Annotated in this window: 17 protein-coding genes and 1 riboswitch; of the genes, 9 read left to right on the plus strand and 8 right to left on the minus strand. The window is 64.2% G+C overall.

The features are described from left to right. Positions 1–109 precede the first annotated feature (109 nt). Entirely contained in the window at positions 110–940 is an 831-nt protein-coding gene (locus B7G52_RS16060; RefSeq protein ID WP_240523487.1) for a DUF4399 domain-containing protein, read from the plus strand. Between the two features lie 73 nt (positions 941–1,013). Here B7G52_RS16060 and B7G52_RS16065 read toward each other — a convergent pair whose 3' ends face one another. Continuing rightward, the gene (locus B7G52_RS16065; RefSeq protein ID WP_096698560.1) at positions 1,014–1,841 is read right to left on the minus strand and encodes an HAD-IIB family hydrolase; all 828 of its coding nucleotides are present in this window, start codon (positions 1,839–1,841) and stop codon (positions 1,014–1,016) included. Positions 1,842–1,873: 32 nt separating this feature from the next. After that, positions 1,874–1,948, plus strand: a riboswitch (S-adenosyl-L-homocysteine riboswitch). Positions 1,949–2,052: 104 nt separating this feature from the next. On the opposite strand from B7G52_RS16065, the gene ahcY reads away from it, so the two are divergent. The 8 genes from ahcY (at position 2,053) to B7G52_RS16105 (ending at position 9,939) form a co-directional block, all read left to right on the plus strand. Continuing rightward, positions 2,053–3,492 (plus strand): adenosylhomocysteinase, encoded by a 1,440-nt coding sequence (gene ahcY, locus B7G52_RS16070; RefSeq protein WP_096698561.1) that lies wholly within the window; start codon positions 2,053–2,055, stop codon positions 3,490–3,492. Positions 3,493–3,613: 121 nt separating this feature from the next. After that, positions 3,614–4,609 (plus strand): TlyA family RNA methyltransferase, encoded by a 996-nt coding sequence (locus tag B7G52_RS16075; RefSeq protein ID WP_096698562.1) that lies wholly within the window; start codon positions 3,614–3,616, stop codon positions 4,607–4,609. Between the two features lie 39 nt (positions 4,610–4,648). Next, positions 4,649–5,479 (plus strand): methylenetetrahydrofolate reductase [NAD(P)H], encoded by an 831-nt coding sequence (gene metF, locus B7G52_RS16080; RefSeq protein ID WP_096698563.1) that lies wholly within the window; start codon positions 4,649–4,651, stop codon positions 5,477–5,479. Between the two features lie 4 nt (positions 5,480–5,483). Next, positions 5,484–6,125 carry a septal ring lytic transglycosylase RlpA family protein gene (locus B7G52_RS16085; RefSeq protein WP_240523488.1) on the plus strand — a complete coding sequence of 214 codons (642 nt, stop codon included), beginning with the start codon at positions 5,484–5,486 and terminating at the stop codon, positions 6,123–6,125. Positions 6,126–6,492: 367 nt separating this feature from the next. Next, positions 6,493–7,119: a GbsR/MarR family transcriptional regulator gene (locus tag B7G52_RS16090; RefSeq protein WP_096698564.1), complete on the plus strand. Its 627-nt coding sequence runs from the start codon at positions 6,493–6,495 to the stop codon at positions 7,117–7,119. 2 nt (positions 7,120–7,121) lie between these two features. Then, entirely contained in the window at positions 7,122–8,522 is a 1,401-nt protein-coding gene (locus B7G52_RS16095; RefSeq protein WP_096698603.1) for a cytochrome ubiquinol oxidase subunit I, read from the plus strand. After that, positions 8,515–9,546: a cytochrome d ubiquinol oxidase subunit II gene (locus B7G52_RS16100; protein ID WP_096698565.1), complete on the plus strand. Its 1,032-nt coding sequence runs from the start codon at positions 8,515–8,517 to the stop codon at positions 9,544–9,546. The genes B7G52_RS16095 and B7G52_RS16100 overlap by 8 nt, the downstream gene beginning before the upstream one ends. A 60-nt stretch (positions 9,547–9,606) precedes the next feature. Beyond that, positions 9,607–9,939 (plus strand): hypothetical protein, encoded by a 333-nt coding sequence (locus B7G52_RS16105; protein ID WP_096698566.1) that lies wholly within the window; start codon positions 9,607–9,609, stop codon positions 9,937–9,939. Between the two features lie 112 nt (positions 9,940–10,051). Here the strand turns inward: B7G52_RS16105 and B7G52_RS16110 are convergent, their stop codons facing one another. The 7 genes from B7G52_RS16110 to B7G52_RS16140 all read right to left on the minus strand — a co-directional run bounded on the left by B7G52_RS16110 (position 10,052) and on the right by B7G52_RS16140 (position 15,529). Then, positions 10,052–11,170, minus strand: a complete 1,119-nt coding sequence (locus tag B7G52_RS16110; RefSeq protein ID WP_096698567.1) for a 2Fe-2S iron-sulfur cluster-binding protein — start codon at positions 11,168–11,170, stop codon at positions 10,052–10,054. Between the two features lie 122 nt (positions 11,171–11,292). Further along, the gene (gene paaD / locus B7G52_RS16115) at positions 11,293–11,871 is read right to left on the minus strand and encodes a 1,2-phenylacetyl-CoA epoxidase subunit PaaD (protein WP_096698568.1); all 579 of its coding nucleotides are present in this window, start codon (positions 11,869–11,871) and stop codon (positions 11,293–11,295) included. Continuing rightward, the gene (gene paaC / locus B7G52_RS16120; RefSeq protein ID WP_096698569.1) at positions 11,865–12,656 is read right to left on the minus strand and encodes a 1,2-phenylacetyl-CoA epoxidase subunit PaaC; all 792 of its coding nucleotides are present in this window, start codon (positions 12,654–12,656) and stop codon (positions 11,865–11,867) included. Before paaC ends, paaD begins: the two co-directional genes overlap by 7 nt. Beyond that, positions 12,653–13,012, minus strand: a complete 360-nt coding sequence (paaB, locus tag B7G52_RS16125) for a 1,2-phenylacetyl-CoA epoxidase subunit PaaB (protein WP_096698570.1) — start codon at positions 13,010–13,012, stop codon at positions 12,653–12,655. The genes paaC and paaB overlap by 4 nt, the downstream gene beginning before the upstream one ends. Then, entirely contained in the window at positions 13,009–14,016 is a 1,008-nt protein-coding gene (paaA, locus tag B7G52_RS16130; protein ID WP_096698571.1) for a 1,2-phenylacetyl-CoA epoxidase subunit PaaA, read from the minus strand. Before paaA ends, paaB begins: the two co-directional genes overlap by 4 nt. Positions 14,017–14,070: 54 nt before the next feature. Further along, entirely contained in the window at positions 14,071–14,499 is a 429-nt protein-coding gene (locus B7G52_RS16135) for a hypothetical protein (protein WP_096698572.1), read from the minus strand. Between the two features lie 31 nt (positions 14,500–14,530). Further along, positions 14,531–15,529, minus strand: coding sequence for a 23S rRNA (adenine(2030)-N(6))-methyltransferase RlmJ (locus B7G52_RS16140; protein WP_096698573.1), 999 nt, complete (start codon positions 15,527–15,529; stop codon positions 14,531–14,533). Between the last annotated feature and the right edge of the window lie 31 nt (positions 15,530–15,560).

The raw sequence follows: 15,560 nt of genomic DNA on the forward strand, positions 1-15,560 counted from the left end.
GCAAAATCGGCGGGATATGGGTTGGTGACGGGGAAAAAGAATGACGAGGTCATAAAATTACCAAACAGTAATATTATTACCTTTTGTTTCAATCGAACGGAAAAACACCATGACCCCGATTTCCCTGAACCGTTGCATGCCCGGTTTTTCGCTCTCAGCCTTGCTGCTGGCCATCGCCATGCCGGTTGCCGCGCAGAGCCCTGCCTCGCCAACGGACGAGGCTGAAGTCACGTTTCATCCCTGGGAGGTGCCATCGCCTCGTTCGGCTGAAACCTACTTCACCAATCTGCGGGATGGCGGGGTGTATGAAGCGCCGTTTGTCGCGCGGTTTGGCCTGTCCATGCGCGGTCTGGTGCCCGCAGGCAAGACCGCGGGCCGCGCTGGCCATCACCATTTGCTGGTGAATCAGGATTTGCCGCTGGACTTCAAGAAACCCCTGCCTTTCACCGACCAATACATCCACTTCGGCAAGGGACAGATGGAAATGCTCGTCAACCTGCCACCCGGCAAGTACCAGTTCCGCCTGCTGCTTGCTGACCAGGGCCACATCCCCTACTTTGTCTACAGCAAGCCGCTCCAGCTGACCGTCAGCAAACAGAACAAGGCTGTCACACCGGCTGCGGTGCAGGGGCCTCCACGCGTCGAGCTGCTGAGCCCGGCGGACCGTGAAACCGTCAAGGGCCCGTTTCAGTTCCATGCCAGCGGCTACAGCGTGTCGCATGTGGCTGCCAAGGCTGCGGATACAGGCCATTTCCGGCTGACCATGGAGCGTGCCGGGCGCAAGCCGGAGGTGCTCAACTTCACCGGCGGCCAGACCGAAACCTGGCTCAACCCGCCCGCGGGCGACTACAACATGCGGCTGGAAATGGTCAGCAATGCCGCAGATGGCAAGGTTCTCAGTGCGGCCAAACCATCGACCCTGTCGGTCGCCGCGCGCTAGGAGTCTGGGCGGCAGAAGGCGTCGAAGCTTTGCAGCCGACGTACCTTCCGCCGCCCCAGACTCCCAGGCTTGCTCAGGCCGGGACGCTTCGCGCCGCCAGCAGCGCCGCCGCGACTTCGGCAAAGCCCGCGCCACGTTCCCCCTCGGTGATGTAACGCGGCTTGTGGCTCAGTTCGGCTTCAAAGCGGCGGATGTTGGCCACGCCCACCGAATGGGCAAAGGCCTCGAACATCAGCTGGTCGTTGGTCGAGTCGCCGACATAGACCCAGTGCCCCCTCTCCGCGTCGAGGTCGCGACCGAACAGCTCGCGCACGATCCAGCGCGCGCCCTCGAGCTTGTTGTGCGCGCCGAACCAGCCGTTGATGTGGATGGAACTCACCGTGGCGTTCATGCCTTCGCTTTGCATGATCTGCACCGCCTGCGCGATCTGCGCCGACGGCAGGTGCACAAACTCGCTGTGGTCGATCGCAATGTCGGTTTCGCGGCCGGGGCTGTCCTCGGATAACACGGCGCCAGGCACGTCATGCATCACACGCCGGGCCACCTGCTGCATGCAGGCGTAGTTGGCCAGGCGTGTCGGCGCATCCTGTTGATACAGTTTTGATAGCTGCTCGCGTCCGCCAGTCGAGGGCTGGTGCCCGATTTGGCTTGCAAGCAGGGCCACGGCGCCGTTTTCAGCGACGATGGCATCGACCGGCCAGCGCAACGCAAAAGGTTCGCTCCAGCCCACCGGCCGCCCGGTGATGGGAATCACATGCAGGCCGGCGGCCTTCAGGTCGCCAAGGGCCTGCAGCGCGTCGGGTGTGATCGCGCCGTCGGTGGTCAGGGTGTCGTCGATGTCGGTAAAAACGCCGGTGATGTGTTGCCGGTCTTGCGCGGGCCAGGTTTTCAGGGCTTTCATGACGAAAGTGTCGCATGCCTGTACAATCGTCGGTTCCTGAGGAGCGTTGCAACCCACGACATGTGGTCTAGGCTCAGGACTTTCATTTGCAACCACGCTCACCCGCATGTGCTTTCAAGCCGGGTGAGATCCAACAGACTCCCCGCCAATTTGTAGCCTTGTGGCCGTGGCTATTTTGCCCAATTGGACCCTTGATCTTGGAGATACCCCAATGAATGCCGTATTGAAACCCGCCCAGACCGCCGCTGACTACGTGATTGCCGACATTTCGCTTGCCGCCTGGGGCCGCAAGGAACTGAACATTGCCCAGACCGAAATGCCCGGCCTGATGGCCATCCGCGAAGAGTTCGCGAAAGCGCAACCGCTGAAGGGCGCCCGCATCACCGGTTCGCTGCACATGACCATCCAGACCGGCGTGCTGATCGAGACGCTGCAGGCCCTGGGCGCCGACGTGCGCTGGGCATCGTGCAACATTTTCTCGACGCAGGACCATGCCGCAGCCGCGATTGTGGCCGCCGGCACACCGGTGTTCGCGATCAAGGGTGAGACCCTGGCCGACTACTGGGACTACACCCACCGCATCTTCGAATTCAGCGGCGCCAAAGGCACGCCCGAAGAAGGCCCGAACATGATCCTGGACGATGGCGGCGACGCGACGCTGCTGATGCACCTGGGCACCAAGGCCGAAACCGATGCCAGCCTGATTTCCAAGCCGACCAGCGAAGAAGAGATCTGCCTGTTCAACGCGATCAAGGCCAAGCTGGCCATCGACCCGACCTGGTACAGCCGCCGCCTGAAAAACATCCTCGGCGTGACCGAAGAAACCACCACCGGCGTGTTGCGTTTGAACGAGATGTCGGCCAAGGGCACGCTGGCCCTGCGCGCCATCAACGTCAATGACTCGGTGACCAAGTCCAAGTTCGACAACCTGTACGGCTGCCGCGAATCGCTGGTGGATGCGATCAAGCGCGCTACCGACGTGATGGTCGCCGGCAAGGTGGCTTGCGTGGCCGGTTACGGCGACGTGGGCAAGGGCTCGGCCCAGGCGCTGCGCGCCTTGTCTGCGCAAGTCTGGGTGACCGAGATCGACCCGATCAACGCCCTGCAGGCCGCGATGGAAGGCTACAAGGTCGTGACCATGGAATACGCCGCCGACAAGTGCGACATTTTCGTGTCCGCCACCGGCAACAAGAACGTCATCACCTATGACCACATGGCGGCCATGAAAGACCAGGCCATCGTCTGCAACATCGGCCACTTCGACAACGAGATCGACGTTGCCGCGCTGGAAAAATGCACCTGGGAAGAGATCAAGCCGCAGGTCGACCATGTGATCTTCCCGGACGGCAAACGCATCATCCTGCTGGCCAAAGGCCGCCTGGTGAACCTCGGCTGCGGCACCGGTCACCCGAGCTTCGTGATGTCGTCCAGCTTCGCCAACCAGACCATCGCGCAGATCGAGCTGTTCACCAAACAGGCCGACTACGAAGTGGGCAAGGTGTATGTGCTGCCGAAACACCTCGACGAAAAAGTCGCGCGTCTGCACCTGAAGAAAGTCGGCGCGATGCTGAGCGAACTCAGCGACGAGCAGGCGGCCTACATTGGTGTCAGCAAGGCTGGCCCATACAAGGCAAATACGTACCGTTATTGAACGGCCGTAGTTCTCCCTCTCCCCCCGGGAGAGGGCCGGGGTGAGGGCCGGCCGCCGGCAGCCCTCACCCTCACCCTCTCCCAAAGGGCGAGGGGGCAAAACCATGGAGCTCGATGCCTAGATGCGCGCTGACTTATTCCTCGTCGACAACGGCTTTGCCGCCACCCGTTCCCAGGCCCAGCGCCTGATCGCTTCGGGTGTGCAGTGGCGCGCCGAGGAAAGCGCGCCCTGGAAGAAGGTCGCCAAAAATGGCGACGAGATTCCGGACGGCGCCGAGTTGCAGATCCCCGACACCACCGAAGCCAAGTACATCTCGCGCGGCGGGCTCAAGCTCGAAGGTGCGCTCAAAAGCACCGGCCTGAGCGTGACGGGCCTGCGCTGCCTGGACATCGGGCAATCCACCGGCGGCTTCACCGACTGCCTGCTGCAGCACGGTGCCGTGCAGGTGGTTGGCGTGGACGTGGGCCATGGCCAGTTGCACCCCAGCCTGCGCGGCGACCCGCGCGTGGTGTGTATCGAAGGCCTCAACGCCCGGTCCATGACTGCTTCTGATTTGATAGCGGGCCCCGCCCATGCAGCGGAGGCTGAAGGCCAATTTGACGATGACGATTTCGAGGCGGACGAGGGCGAGGCCGTCGAAGCCGACTTCGATTTCCTGACCGGCGACCTGTCCTTTATTTCCCTGACGCTGGTGTTGCCCGCCGTGGTGCGGCTGCTGAAAGCCGGCGGTGATCTGCTGATGCTGGTCAAACCCCAGTTTGAGCTGCAACCCGGCCAGATCGGCAAGGGCGGCATTGTGCGTGATGCCGCGCATTTCGAGTTTGTCGAAAAACGCCTGCGCGATGCCTGCGCTGCGCTGGGGCTGGACGTGAAAGCCTGGCTGGCCTCGCCGATTGAAGGCGGGGACGGCAACCGCGAGTTTTTCATTCACGCGGTCAAAGGCCACCACACGACCGGTGAAGACCAGCCGCTGCCGGCGGCGCCGCCGCGCAAGGCCGCCAAACGCACACCGCGCAGCGAACTGCGCGCGATGCATGAGGCGCATGAGGACTCTGAAGAAGCACACGCGGGCCAGCACGGTCCGGCGCGCGGCAAACGCCGCGACAAAGACGACTGATCCGCGCTGCGCAGCCCCGAAGAACAAGTGAGACTGGTGATGAATCTTCCGATCAGCTTTGAATTTTTCCCGCCCAAGACACCTGAAGGCGCCGACAAGCTGCGCCTGACACGCCAGGCGCTGTACGCGCACCAGCCCGAGTTCTGCTCGGTCACCTTTGGCGCGGGTGGTTCCACCCAGGAAGGCACCTTTGGCACGGTTGGCGAAATCCTGAAGGAAGGCATGGCTGCCGCCTGCCACTTCTCCTGTGTCGGCGCGACCAAGGCCACGGTGCGCGAGCAGCTCGCCGCCCTGCAGGCCATGGGCGTCAAGCGCCTGGTGGCCCTGCGCGGTGACCTGCCCAGCGGTTACGGCATGGGTGGCGAGTTTCATTACGCCAGCGACCTCGTGGCTTTCATCCGTGAGTTCACCGGCGATGCCTTTCACATCGAAGTGGCGGCCTACCCCGAAATCCACCCGCAGGCCAAATCGGCCGATGCCGACCTGCAGGCCTTCGCCGCCAAGGTCAAGGCCGGCGCCAATTCGGCCATCACCCAGTATTTTTTCAACGCGGACGCCTACTTCCGCTTTGTGGAGGACACCCGCCGGCTCGGCGTGGATGTGCCCGTGGTGCCCGGCATCATGCCGATCACCAGCTCCACCCAGCTGATGCGGTTTTCCGATGCCTGCGGTGCCGAGATTCCGCGCTGGATCCGCCTGCGCCTGCAGGGTTTCGGCGACGACACGGCATCGATCAAAAGCTTCGGCCTCGACGTGATCACCGACCTGTGCGACCAGCTGCAGACTGCGGGTGTACCCGGCATTCATTTTTATACGATGAACCAGGCCGCTGCGACCACGGAAATCATCCGGCGTCTGCAGCCGATTTGAAGCGATGCCTGGTTTGGCCAGCCTGCTGAAGTCGCGCACCATCGGGCAGGCCATGGCCCTCGGCCTGCTGGTGCTGCTGGCGGCCTGTACGACAGCGCCACCGTCACCTGGCCGCGCCGCGCCCGGTCCTGTGCCGATGATGGCCCCACCGACGCCCGCGCCGGCCAGCCCCGAGGCCGGGGGCACGCCGACGGACGCTGCGCCGCTGTCCATGGGTTCGGCCAGCGATCTGCCGCGGCCAGCGTTGCTGGCGGGTGAACCAGCGCGCGAGTTCGAGCGCGGCGCCGCCTCGTGGTACGGCCCCGGTTTTCATGGCCGGCTGACGGCCAGCGGCGAACGCTACGACATGCACGCCTTCACGGCCGCGCACCGCACCTTGCCGTTTGGCACCATGGTGCGGGTGCACAGCCTGGTCAACGGTCGTGACGTGGATCTGCGCATCACCGATCGCGGCCCTTTCAGCCGCAACCGCATCATCGACGTGAGCCGCGCTGCGGCGGCAGAACTCGGCATGCTGGGCCTGGGCTTCAAGGAAGTGGTGTTGCTGGTTCCGGAATCCACTCCGGCCCCGGTTGCCGCACCGCCGCGACCGGTCAGGAAATCCCAGCGCAGCGCCGGACGCGTGCCGGTGCCCAGGGTGCGCTAAGCGTCTGTAAATCAAATTGGCCTTCAGCCCTTATTTCACGGGCACCGGCAGCTCCTGAATAGATCGCTAAATAGCAATTGTCTGGCCGTGCTGAATCGCACAGGTGCGGCTTGATCGACTGCAGACAAAAAACCGCGATGGAAGAACGGGGCCCGCCCGGCCATGGGCAAGCCTGACCCACCCACAGTCTGGCGTCCATGGCTTGTCCGCGCACCGTGCATCCCTGCAGCTGAGCAGCGCGATTTGTTGTTGGCCGAATCCGCAATAGCCCCTCGTGCAGGTATGGCAAGGCCTCAGCGCCGGCGCCAACATCCTTGGCTTACTAGAATTTCAGTAATTACTGAAAACTCAGAAGACACGGACCGCCATGAACCTCGCCCCCCTGACCCAGCGTTTTGTCCTGCACTTCGGCGAGATGGGCAGCCGCTGGGGCATCAACCGCACCGTGGGGCAGATTTATGCGCTGCTGTATGTGTCGCCGCGCGCGCTCAATGCCGACGACATTGCCGAGGCGCTGGCGTTTTCGCGCTCCAACGTCAGCATGGGGCTGAAAGAGTTGCAGTCGTGGAACCTGGTGCGGTTGCAGCACCTGCCCAACGACAGGCGTGAGTATTTTCAGGCGCCGGAAGACGTGTGGGCCATTTTCCGCACCCTGGCCGAGGAGCGGCGCAAGCGCGAGATCGATCCGACGCTGTCCATGCTGCGCGACGCGCTGATGGAGCAGCCGTCGGCGCTGGATGACATCCACGCCCAGGCGCGCATGAAGCAGATGCACGACCTGATCGAACTCATGACCGGCTGGCTGGCCGACGTGCAGAAGATGGACTCGGCCACGCTGGTCAGCCTGATGAAGATGGGCGCCAAGGTGCAGAAGCTGCTGGAGGTCAAGGACAAGGTGACCAGCACGGTGAAGGCCGGCTTGACAGGCCGCGCCGCTGCCCCCAAGCTGGCAGCACCGCCGGCCGCTGTTCCCGAAGAAAACAACCGGAGCTGATGATGGACGGATTCGACGCATTCCTGCTGGCGCGCATCCAGTTCGCGGCCAACATCACTTTTCACATCCTGTTTCCGACGATCAGCATTTCGCTGGCCTGGGTGCTGCTGTTCTTCAAGCTGCGCTTCGTCAAGACCGGCCAGCAACACTGGATGGACGCCTACCAGTTCTGGGTGAAGATTTTTGCGCTGACCTTTGCGCTGGGCGTGGTCAGCGGCATCACCATGAGTTTCCAGTTCGGCACCAACTGGCCGGGCTACATGGAAAAGGTCGGCAACATCGCCGGGCCGCTGCTCGCCTATGAAGTGCTGACGGCCTTCTTCCTGGAGGCGACCATGCTGGGCGTGATGTTGTTCGGCCGCGAACGCGTCAGCGAGACCCTGCACACCGTGGCCACGCTGCTGGTGGCCGGCGGGACCACGCTGTCGGCGTTCTGGATCCTGGCGCTCAACTCCTGGATGCAGACGCCGGCCGGCTTTGAAATGATCAACGGCCAGGCCCATGTGACGAGCTGGTTCGAGGTGATTTTCAATCCCTCGTTCCCCTACCGCCTGGTCCACATGCTGCTGGCCTCGGGCCTGACGGTGGCCTTTCTGGTGGCCGGCATCTCCGCCTACCGCTGGCTGCGCCAGGACCGCGGCGCCGAGGTCATGGCCAGCCTGAAGACCGGTGTCTACATGGCGGCGCTGCTGATTCCGCTGCAGATCATCGCGGGCGACCTGCACGGGCTGAACACGCTGGAGCACCAGCCGGCCAAGCTGGCAGCCATGGAAGGCATCTGGAAAACCGAAAAAGGCGCGCCGGCCGTGCTGTTTGCCCTGCCCGATGAAAAGGCGAAGGCAAACCGCTACGAAATCGCCATCCCGAAACTGGCCTCGCTGTACCTGACGCATTCGCTGGATGGCGAGGTCAAGGGCCTGGACCAGTTCGAAGGCAAACACCCGCCGGTGGCGCCGGTGTTCTGGGCCTTCCGCATCATGGTCGGCGTGGGTGTGCTGATGCTGCTGGTCAGCTGGGCCAGCACCTGGCAGCTCGCCCCATGGAGGAAAGACCCGGAACGCAACTTGAGGCCCTGGCATGCGAAGCTGCTGGTGGCCATGACCTTTGCCGGCTGGGTGGCGCTGATTGCCGGCTGGTACGTCACCGAGATCGGCCGGCAGCCCTGGTTGGTGACCGGTGTGCTGACGGCGGCCGAGGCGGCATCCAGCGTGCCCGCGCCGCGCATCGCCCTCACGCTGTCCCTTTACCTCACGCTGTATGCGGCGCTGATCGTGGCCTACATCTCGGTGGTGTTTTACCTGGCGCGCCACAGAAAACATACCGACAAGCCGTTTGGCACCGGCCTGGAAGACACGCCCAATCCCGTGACCTACCCTGAACAGGAAGGAGCTCCCCGTGCTTGACTTTGCGCCCGACCTGACCCAAGCCGCGGGCTGGATGCCCATTGTTTTCCTGGTGGTCATGGGCCTGGCGATGCTGGCCTACGTGATCCTGGACGGGTACGACCTGGGCGTGGGCGTCTTGATGCGCCGCGCCAGCGACGACGACAAGGACACCATGATTGCCAGCATCGGCCCCTTTTGGGACGCCAATGAAACCTGGCTGGTGCTGGGCGTCGGCATTTTGCTGACGGTGTTCCCGCTGGCGCATGGCGTGATCCTCGGCGCGCTGTATCTGCCGGTGGCCTTCATGCTGATCGGGCTGACGCTGCGCGGTGTGGCCTTTGACTTCCGCGTGAAGGCGCGCGCCGCGCACAAGCCGCTGTGGAACCGCCTGTTCTACACCGGTTCGTTGCTGGCCAGCTGGGCCCAAGGCTACATGCTGGGTTCGCTGATCACGGGTTTTGCCGACACCTGGTGGACCATGGTGTTCAACGCCGTGATCGGGTTGGCGCTGGTGGCCGCCTACTGCCTGCTGGGTGCCGGCTGGCTCATCATCAAGACCGAAGGTGCGCTGCAACTGCAGGCCGTGCGCTGGGCGCGTGCCAGCCTGCTGTTCACCATGGCCGGCGTGGCCGCCATCTCGATCGCCACGCCGCTGGTCAGCCAGCGCATTTTCGAAAAATGGTTTTCCTTTCCCAACATCGTGTTGCTGCTGCCGATTCCGGCGGTCACCGCCGTGCTGTTCGCCATCATTTTCCGCAGCCTGCAGCGGCTGCCGGTGCGCCTGGGCCAGGGCAATGAATACGGCGCCTGGGTGCCCTTCGGCGCGACGGTGGGCGTGTTCCTGCTGGCGTTTTACGGCCTGGCCTACAGCCTGTTTCCGTGGCTGGTCATTGACCGGATCACGATCTGGCAGGCGGCCACGGCGCCCGAAGCGATGGGTGTCATTCTGGTGGGTGCGCTGGTGGTGCTGCCCATGATCATCGGCTACACGGTGTTTGCCTACCGCGTGTTCTGGGGCAAAAGCACGGCGCTGAAATATTAAGGGCGTTGCGGCCGGCTGGCGATAGAATCCAGCCTTTCCTCACGTTGCCAACCCATCCTCATGAGAACGCAGAGCAAATACAACGCATCCCTGCAGTCGGCCGTTGGGCTGACAGACGCGCAGCGCCAGACCGCCGAGCAAAAATTCCTTGACGTGATGGAGTACGCGCTGGGCGGCGCGTCCGCGGTGCGCGGCGCTTATGTGGAATGGCTGGCGGCGCGTTCGATGCGCGCCGAAAACCCCGATGTCCCGCGCTCGGCCGAAGAAACCCTGGCGATTGCCCGCTGGGAACAGGCCGCAGACCACGCCACGCGTGCAGTTTTCCGTCAGATGAAAATTGCAACCCAGAATGCTTTTTTCGAACTCCACGTCTGGAATTCGAGAACCCACTGAGACCGCCCGGAGGGCAGGGGAGACGCAGCGACGAGCATGGGCGCATCCCCTTCAAGCAGGGGCCGCAGGCGCAGCGCATGACACGAAGTGAAAAGCGTGGGGGCCCTGAAATCTAGCGGTCGTCGTAGCTGATGCGCACGCTGTCGCTCAGGGGCCGCGCCTGGCAACTCAGCACAAAGCCTTTTTGCACTTCCCAGTCTTCCAGCGTGAAGTTTTTTTCCATGGAGACTTGTCCCTCGAGCACCTTGGCTCGGCAGGTGCAGCAGACGCCGCCCTTGCAGCTGTAGGGCAGGTCCAGGCCGGCGGCCAGTGCCACGTCCAGCACGCGTTCATGCGCAAACATGCGCAACTCGTGCGCCTTGCCATCCAGCTGCACCGACAGGCGGATGGCACCCATGGCCTCCCTGTTTTTCAAGCCTTTTTGGCCTCCAGCGCCCTCCTCTGTTGCGCTAGCAGCTCCTGATTTCATAGCATTGGCGGGTTGCGCCGCGCTGGTGAAACGTTCGGCGTGGATGCGTTCCTTCGGTACGCCAGCCGCCAGCAGGGCCTGCAGGCAGCCTTCGATCATGGCTTCCGGCCCGCAGACAAAGGTTTCGTCGATGCTGGCCGGCGGGATCAGCGTGGTCAGCAGTTCGCTGACCTTGGCCGCGTCGAGCCGGCCGTTGAACAGCGGGACATCCTGCGACTGGCGCGAAAGCAGGTGGACCAGGCTGAGGCGGGACGGATAACGGTCCTTGAGGTCCTGCAGCGCTTCATTGAACAGGATGCTGCTGCTGCGCTGGTTGCAGTACACCAGCGTGAAGGTGGCGCCGGCTTCGCCGGCCAGCGTGCTGGCGATGATGGACAGCAGCGGCGTGATGCCCGAGCCGGCCGCCCAGCCGACGCGGTGCACCGCACCGCTCAGGCGCGGCGTGAAGCGGCCGTCCGGCGGCATCACGTCCAGGGTGTCGCCGGGCTGCAGCTGCGTGGCCCAGTTGGAGAAGACGCCGCCTTCGACCGGCTTGATGCCGACCTCGATGTCGTGTTCGGCGGCCAGGCGCTGCGTGCTGCTGCAAATGGAATAGCTGCGGCGCACCGGCGCGCCGTCTATCGTGGCCCTGAGCGTGAGGAACTGGCCCGGCGTGAAGCCATACAGGTTCCGCAGTTCGGGCGGGATGGCAAAGCTGACGGCCACAGCGCCGGCCGCTTCGGGCGTGACGCGTGAAATGGTGAGTGAATGGAAGTAGGACATGTGAAGTCAGTTGCCGGTGTTTTCTTGACCAGCCGGGGCCGCGGAACCGGCTTTGCCGGGCCGCAGGCGCAGCGCCCCCTCGGGGGGCAGAGAGCTACACGGAGTGAGCGAACGTGGGGGCATCAATAACTCTTGAAGTAGTCGAAGGGCTCCAGGCAGTCCAGGCACTTGTACAGCGCCTTGCAGGCGGTGGCGCCAAAGTGCGAGGTCTCGGTCGTGTTGACCGAGCCGCACTGCGGGCAGGCCACGGCCTCCGCCGCCTGGTGCCGGGGCGCAAAGCGGATGACCTTGTCGCTGCCGGGCGTGGTGGTGTGCGGCGGCGCAATGCCGTAGCTGCGCAGCTTGGCTTTCGCGGCCGCGCTCATCCAGTCGGTGGTCCAGGCCGGCGCCAGCTGGGTGGTGATGCGCGCGCTGAGCTGGTGCTGCGCCAGCGCGGCGCGGATGTCGTCCTCGATCTGCCCCATGGCCGGGCAACCGCTGTAGGTCGGCGTGATGATGACTTCCACGCCGCCCTCGACATGGCGCACGTCGCGCAGAATGCCCAACTCGCGGATGGACACCACCGGGATCTCCGGGTCGGGCACGGCTTCGAGCACGTCCCAGACCTGTTGCAGGGTGTTCATCACCACCACCTTCCCGCTTGCGGGAGGTGTTCCATCACGGCTCTCTGGAGCGCGTGGTGGGTGCGAAGCGCTCACCATAGAGCGTCCGGATGGGCGCGCGCCAGGCTTTGCATTTCGGCCAGCAGCGGCGCCAGGTGGTCGCCGTGTTGTCCGTTTTTGCCCTGCGGCAAGGCTGTGCCGGGGGCCGGGCGCTGCAGCCCGGCTTCCTGCAGGGCGTCGTTGACCAGTTCGTCCCAGCGGTTTTGCAGGGACGCGGTGGCTGTTGTCAGCCCCTCTGCCGAGGCTTCTTTTTCCACAGCGCTTGGCGCCCAGAATTCAGCGGTGTAGGGCATCAAACGGTTCAGGGCGGCCTGGGTGCGGGCCTGCGAGTCGGCGGTACCGTCGCCCAGGCGCACCAGCCAGTCGCGCGAGTGGCGAAAGTGGTAACGCACTTCCTTGAACGACTTGCCGGCAATCGCGGCCAGCTGCGCATCTTTCGATGTCTGCAGCACTTCCCACTGCAGCAGCATCAATGCGCTGTAGAGAAAATTGCGGACGATGGTGGTGGCGTAGTCGCGCTCCGAGGTGTCGGACGCATGCGGCAGTTCCAGCAGGGTGTAGTTGCGGAAGTCGGTGGCATCGCGGAAGTAGGCCAGCGAATCTTCCGTCGCGTCCTCTCCTGCCACCACGGCGGCATGCTGGTACAACATGCGCGCCTGGCCGATCAGGTCCAGGCTCATGTTGGCCAGCGCGATGTCTTCCTCCAGCACCGGGCCGTTGCCGCACCACTCGGCATTGCGCTGGCCAAGCACCAGCGCGTTGTCGGCCAGGTGCAGCAGGTGGTCCAGCGGGGCCGTTCTAACGGGAGCTTCAACGGTATTCACATGTGGCCCACTTCGTCAGGGATCTCGTAAAAGGTCGGGTGCCGGTAGATCTTGTCGGCCATGGGCTCAAAAAACGCGGCCTTGTCGTCCGGCTCGCTGGCGGTGATGGTGCTAGATGGCACCACCCAGATGCTCACGCCCTCCTGGCGCCGTGTGTAAACGTCGCGCGCCATCTGCAGCGCCTGCTGCGCATCGGCGGCGTGCAGGCTGCCGCAGTGTTTGTGTTCCAGTCCTTGTTTGCTGCGTACGAACACTTCCCACAGAGGCCAGTCGCCCACCACCGTTCGGGCTGAGCTTGTCGAAGCCCCGGCAAGCCCTTCGACAGGCTCAGGGCGAACGGGAGAGATGGTATTCATGCGGCCTCCTTCAGTGCGCGTGCGCGTTGCTTGGTGGCATGCGCCTGTGCCGCATCGCGCACCCACTGGCCATCCTCATGCGCTTTCACGCGATTCGCCAGGCGCTCCTTGTTGCAGGGGCCGTTGCCGTTGACCACGGCCCAGAACTCGTCCCAGTCGATCGCGCCGTAGTCGTGCTGCTGGCGTTCCTCGTTCCACTTCAGATCGGGGTCGGGCAAGGTCACGCCCAGCACCGCGGCCTGCGGCACCGTGGCGTCGACAAACTTCTGGCGCAGCTCGTCGTTGGAAATGCGCTTGATGCCCCAGCGCATGCCTTGTGCGGTGTTGGTGCTGGCCGCATCGGGCGGGCCGAACATCGCCAGCACCGGCCACCACCAGCGGTTCACCGCGTCCTGCACCATGGCGCGCTGCTCGGGCGTGCCCTGCATCTGCACCATCAGGCTTTCAAAGCCCTGGCGCTGGTGAAAACTTTCTTCCTTGCAGATGCGGATCATGGCGCGCGCATACGGCCCGTAGGAGCAGCGGCAGATGGGCACCTGGTTCATGATGGCCGCGCCGTCGACCAGCCAGCCGATCACGCCGACATCGGCCCACTGCAGCGTCGGGTAGTTGAAGATGGAGCTGTACTTGGCCTTGCCGGTGTGCAGTGCATCGAGCAACGCATCGCGGCCCACGCCCAGGGTTTCGGCGGCCGAATACAGGTAGAGGCCGTGGCCGCCTTCGTCCTGCACCTTGGCCAGCAAAATCGCCTTGCGTTTGAGCGAGGGTGCGCGCGAAATCCAGTTGCCTTCGGGCTGCATGCCGATGATCTCGCTGTGCGCGTGCTGGCTGATCTGGCGCACCAGGGTGCGGCGGTAGGCCTCGGGCATCCAGTCCTGCGGCTCGATCTTCTGGTCGGCGTCGATTTTTTCGTCGAAGCGGGTCTGCAACGCGTCGGGGGCTGCCGGGACCGACGCCAGGGCCGGGGCCGACGCGTCGGGCACGTCGAGTGATTGTGTGTACATGTCTTGTCTCCTGTCACCCGGTCTGCAGGACGGGGTAGGCCGGAGTATAGCGAATTAACCGACCGGTCGGTCGGTTAATTGTTGACTCCGCCGCAGGGGGCTTTCAGCTCGCCCGTGCGAGGTCCGCGAGCAGGGCGTCGGCCGATGCATACCGGTGGTCGGGGTTTTCGCCATCAGTTTGTTGACGATGTGCAGCAGCGCGGCGTGCGCCGCGGGCAGCACCGGCGTGTCGGCGTGCAGGTGCCTGGCCAGCAGCAGTTCCAGCGATTCCGCGATGAAGGGGCGCCGTCCGGCCAGCATCTCGAACAGCATGACGCCCTGGCTGTACAGGTCGGAGCGGGCCGTCACGGCTTTGCCGCTGACCTGGGCGAGGCCGGACCGGCCATCGGCGGCCGCGACCGCCTCGAAACCCTCCAGCGTCAGCAGGCGGGCGAGGTTGCTGCGGATCGCGTCGCCGTCCTCCACCACCAGGATCACATGCATGCGCAGATCCTTTGCCGGCGGCAGTTGCCGGTCAGCCGCCGTGGTCCAGCGTGAAGCCGGCGTTGCGATCCTGTCCCAGGCGCGCCACCAGCTGTGGCAGGGCCGCCTGCAGGTCGGCCTTGAGCGTGTGCGGCGGGTTGATCACAAACATGCCGCTGGCCGGCAGGCCCGGGCGTTTGACGTCGCCGGCCTCGTCGGTGGTGAGCTTGCTGGACTTGACCGTGAGCGTGGCGTTGAGCCAGCTGCGGCCCGCCTTGGTCGCCAGCGTCTTGAGCTTGCGCGGCAGGTCATGGGCCTCGGGGCGCGGAATGATGGGGTACCAGACCACGTAGGTGCCGGTGGCAAAACGCTTGACGGCATCGCCCATGCAGGCGGCGACGCGGGCATAGTCACTCTTGATCTCGTAGCTCGGGTCGCACAGCACCATGGCGCGGCGCGCCGGCGGCGGCAAGAAGGTCTTCAGCACCTCAAACCCGTCCTCGCACGCCACCGTGACCTGACGGCCCACGCCCAGTTGTGCGATGTTGCCGGTCAGCGACTTGAAATCGGTCGGATGCAGCTCGAACAGCTTGAGCTTGTCGCGGCCGCTGAGAAACTGCTGTTCGATGAACGGCGAGCCGGGGTAAATCTTCAAGTGCGCCGGATCGCCGCTTGCGGCGAACTGTGGGTTCAGGCCGCGCAGCAGGTCGACATAGTCCTGCAGCGCAGGGGCCAGGGGCTCTTCGGCCGGTGCTTTCGTTGCGCCTGGGGCTTTGGGGGCTGCTGCTTTTTTGATAGCTGCTGGCGTTGATGCAGAAACGGCTGCAGGCGGTTTTGATGCGGAAACCAGGCGGAAGATGCCTTCCTGCGCTTCGCCGCTGGTTTCGGTGTAGTCGCCGTCGAGGCGGTACAGCCCGGCGCCGGCGTGCGTGTCGATCACGGTCAATGCCGTATCTTTCTGGGTCAAATACTTCATCAACGCAATCAGCGTGGTGTGCTTGAGCACATCGGCATGGTTGCCGGCATGGAAGGCGTGGCGATAACTGAACATGTCGCTATGTTAACGGGCGCCGCCCGACAGG

It is taken from the genome of Polaromonas sp. AER18D-145 (assembly GCF_002379095.1).
Lineage (GTDB): Bacteria > Pseudomonadota > Gammaproteobacteria > Burkholderiales > Burkholderiaceae_C > Polaromonas.

Bases quoted from the DNA above. Each gene is read 5' to 3' on its own strand.
- B7G52_RS16140 (WP_096698573.1), bottom strand. From the start codon at position 15,529: ATGTTCAGTTATCGCCACGCCTTCCATGCCGGCAACCATGCCGATGTG.
- paaA (WP_096698571.1), bottom strand. From the start codon at position 14,016: ATGTACACACAATCACTCGACGTGCCCGACGCGTCGGCCCCGGCCCTG.
- B7G52_RS16075 (WP_096698562.1), top strand. From the start codon at position 3,614: ATGCGCGCTGACTTATTCCTCGTCGACAACGGCTTTGCCGCCACCCGT.
- ahcY (WP_096698561.1), top strand. From the start codon at position 2,053: ATGAATGCCGTATTGAAACCCGCCCAGACCGCCGCTGACTACGTGATT.
- B7G52_RS16060 (WP_240523487.1), top strand. From the start codon at position 110: ATGACCCCGATTTCCCTGAACCGTTGCATGCCCGGTTTTTCGCTCTCA.
- B7G52_RS16135 (WP_096698572.1), bottom strand. From the start codon at position 14,499: ATGCATGTGATCCTGGTGGTGGAGGACGGCGACGCGATCCGCAGCAAC.
- B7G52_RS16105 (WP_096698566.1), top strand. From the start codon at position 9,607: ATGAGAACGCAGAGCAAATACAACGCATCCCTGCAGTCGGCCGTTGGG.
- B7G52_RS16095 (WP_096698603.1), top strand. From the start codon at position 7,122: ATGGACGGATTCGACGCATTCCTGCTGGCGCGCATCCAGTTCGCGGCC.
- B7G52_RS16065 (WP_096698560.1), bottom strand. From the start codon at position 1,841: ATGAAAGCCCTGAAAACCTGGCCCGCGCAAGACCGGCAACACATCACC.
- paaD (WP_096698568.1), bottom strand. From the start codon at position 11,871: ATGGTGAGCGCTTCGCACCCACCACGCGCTCCAGAGAGCCGTGATGGA.
- paaB (WP_096698570.1), bottom strand. From the start codon at position 13,012: ATGAATACCATCTCTCCCGTTCGCCCTGAGCCTGTCGAAGGGCTTGCC.
- metF (WP_096698563.1), top strand. From the start codon at position 4,649: ATGAATCTTCCGATCAGCTTTGAATTTTTCCCGCCCAAGACACCTGAA.
- B7G52_RS16110 (WP_096698567.1), bottom strand. From the start codon at position 11,170: ATGTCCTACTTCCATTCACTCACCATTTCACGCGTCACGCCCGAAGCG.
- B7G52_RS16085 (WP_240523488.1), top strand. From the start codon at position 5,484: ATGCCTGGTTTGGCCAGCCTGCTGAAGTCGCGCACCATCGGGCAGGCC.
- B7G52_RS16090 (WP_096698564.1), top strand. From the start codon at position 6,493: ATGAACCTCGCCCCCCTGACCCAGCGTTTTGTCCTGCACTTCGGCGAG.